This is a genomic window from Candidatus Symbiopectobacterium sp. (assembly GCF_020054415.1).
Taxonomy (GTDB): domain Bacteria; phylum Pseudomonadota; class Gammaproteobacteria; order Enterobacterales; family Enterobacteriaceae; genus Symbiopectobacterium.
Map to the genome: position 1 here is coordinate 1 of NZ_JAHWCO010000046.1, position 2,472 is coordinate 2,472.

Annotated in this window: 2 protein-coding genes and 2 pseudogenes; 1 reads left to right on the forward strand and 3 read right to left on the reverse strand. The window is 53.5% G+C overall.

Annotated elements, in window-relative coordinates; all coding sequences use genetic code 11:
- Positions 1–122: 122 nt before the first annotated feature.
- The 3 genes and pseudogenes from ilvM to QZ506_RS01580 form a co-directional block, all read right to left on the reverse strand.
- Complete coding sequence (ilvM, locus tag QZ506_RS01570; RefSeq protein ID WP_291968586.1) at positions 123–398, reverse strand: acetolactate synthase 2 small subunit; 276 nt, start codon at positions 396–398, stop codon at positions 123–125.
- Between the two features lie 17 nt (positions 399–415).
- Positions 416–2,066 (reverse strand): annotated as a pseudogene (ilvG, locus tag QZ506_RS01575) (acetolactate synthase 2 catalytic subunit).
- 3 nt (positions 2,067–2,069) lie between these two features.
- Positions 2,070–2,276, reverse strand: a complete 207-nt coding sequence (locus QZ506_RS01580) for a hypothetical protein (protein ID WP_291968588.1) — start codon at positions 2,274–2,276, stop codon at positions 2,070–2,072.
- A gap of 23 nt (positions 2,277–2,299) precedes the next feature.
- Between QZ506_RS01580 and QZ506_RS01585 the strand changes: the two are divergent.
- Positions 2,300–2,413 (forward strand): annotated as a pseudogene (locus QZ506_RS01585) (IS5/IS1182 family transposase); the annotation flags it as partial.
- Positions 2,414–2,472 lie beyond the last annotated feature (59 nt).

Genomic DNA, 2,472 nt, shown 5'->3' on the forward strand with positions numbered 1-2,472 from the left:
CGCTGCTTGAGGGCCTTGTTATAAGAGGGCCAGTTGGTGATTTTAAAATTTTGTTTTGCCATGGAGACCTGATTTTGAAACAACTGTGGTGATCTGCTCCGATGATTACCCAAAAGTTCTATTTATTCAACAAAGCCCCTTAAGGCACGTATTTGTTGTGATGTGTGGGGTTGTATTTCAACACAAGCGATATCAAGCAGCTTGCTTAACTGTGTTGACAATAAATCCACCGGCCGTTGGCTGGCAACGGTCAATTCGATATTGATGTGGTCCGGGTTGGCGGCCGTCATCATGTTCATGGTACACACCCGGAAACCGCGGTGGCGTACCACGCGCAACACGCGCTCCAGCATTTCGGGACGAAAGCGAGCCTGTATGGAAAGTTGATGGTGCGTCATTCTCTGTTCTCCTGCCATTATTCGGTACGTTCCAGCATGGTTTCGTTCCCGGCACCCTGTGGAACCAGCGGCCAGACGTTTTACAGTTCATCGATAGAGACATGCAGCAAATACGGCCCATCACTGCTCAACAGGGTATCCAGCGCGGCATCGACCTGATCTTTTCGGGTTATGCGTTGCCCTGGAATAGCAAATGCGCTTGCCAGGGTCAGAGAATCGGGGTTATCGGAGAGGTTGGTTTCGCTATAACGTTCATGGAAGAACAACTGCTGCCACTGTCGAACCATGCCTAACCGTTGGTTATCCAGCAGCACGATTTTTATCGGCAGCTGTTTTCGTTTGATGGTGCCCAGCTCTTGTACGTTCATAATGAAAGAGCAGTCACCGGAAATACACACCACGGTATCTTCAGGGCGGGCTACCTGCGCGCCGACTGCCGCTGGCAGACAAAAGCCCATGGTGCCTAACCCGCTGGAGGTGATGAAATTTTCCGGACGGGAAAAACTCATGTGCTGTGCGTTCCACATCTGGTGCTGGCCGACATCGGTGGTGATCACGGTTTCTGCCGGTTTGCGCTCATACAGGGTTTTTAACAGCGTGGGCGCATAGATGGCTTCACCCGGATGATCGTAACGCCACGGGTATTCGGCTTTCAGCGCCGCCACCTCTTGACGCCAGGCGTCAATCGTCAGCGGCTGAGCCAATGCAGGCAACAGCGTGTTCAAATCCCCCGGCAGCGCCACGTTGGCCTGACGCAATTTACTCAGCTCTGCCGGATCGATATCCAGATGGATAACCGCTGCATGAAGCGCAAACGCATTCAGTTTACCCGTCACGCGATCGTCAAAACGCGCACCGACGGCAATCAGCAAATCACACGCCTGCACCGACAGGTTGGCCGCTTTGGTGCCGTGCATGCCCAACATACAGAGGTAGTGCGGATGCTCGGCATCAACGGCACACAATCCTTTCAGCGTAACGACGGAGGGAATGCCCGTCTCAGCAATGAACGCACGCAGAGCAGGCACCGCCTGCGCCATACCCACACCGCCGCCAGCGTATAACATCGGTTTTTTTTGCCGCCGCCAGCATGGCACGCGCTTGTTCGATGGCCTGCTCGGGGAAATTCGGCTGGCTATCATCGACTGGCGTAAACTGCGGGGCAATCTCACTGGTGGCCAACTGAATGTCTTTAGGGATATCCACCAGCACCGGGCCGGGACGACCGCTGCTGGCGATGGCGAAGGCTTCTGCCATAATCTCCAGCAGCGACTCCAGCGAATCCACCAAGAAGCTGTGTTTGGTGCAGGCCAGCGACAGGCCCAGCACGTCGATTTCCTGAAAGGCATCAGTACCGATCAGCGGTGAAGCCACCTGACCAGTAATCGCCACGACCGGCACAGAATCCAGCAGCGCATCCGCCAACCCGGTGATCAGGTTAGTGGCACCGGTGCCTGAGGTGGCGATACACACGCCTACCTTACCGGTCGCGCGGGCATAACCGAGCGCCGCCATGGCAGCGCCTTGTTCATGACGGCACAACAGGTGCTCAACGCCGCCGTCGTAGAGTGCATCGTAAACCGGCACGATCGCGCCACCCGGATAACCAAAAACGGTATCGACACCTTGCGCCCGCAACGCTTGCACCACCCATTGAGCACCATTCATAGTTTATTTCCCCGACGCTGCCGGGGAGAAACAGGATTTTATGCTGTAAGACATGCTCCACTCCCTTCTGTAGTTTTTACCGCCCAACAAAAAACCCCCGACCTTACGGTGCGGGGTTTTTTTTGAATTACGGCTTGATCTTTTAAGCCATTCTTCGTGGCTTTGTTGAATAAATAGAACTTTTGGGTAATCATCGGAGCAGATCACCACAGTTGTTTCAAAATCAGGTCTCCATGGCAAAAGAAAATTTTAAAATCACCAACTTGCCCTCTTATAACAAGGCCCTCAAGCAGCGCGGTTCTCTAACCGTATGGCTAGATGAATCAGCCATTGCTGCATGGACGGAAAAAAACACTACTGAACGGGCTTTGTTGAATAATAGGGAATAATGCTGTTATGACACGCC

Coding starts and splice junctions, on each gene's coding strand:
- ilvM (WP_291968586.1), bottom strand. CDS start 398: ATGACGCACCATCAACTTTCCATACAGGCTCGCTTTCGTCCCGAAATG.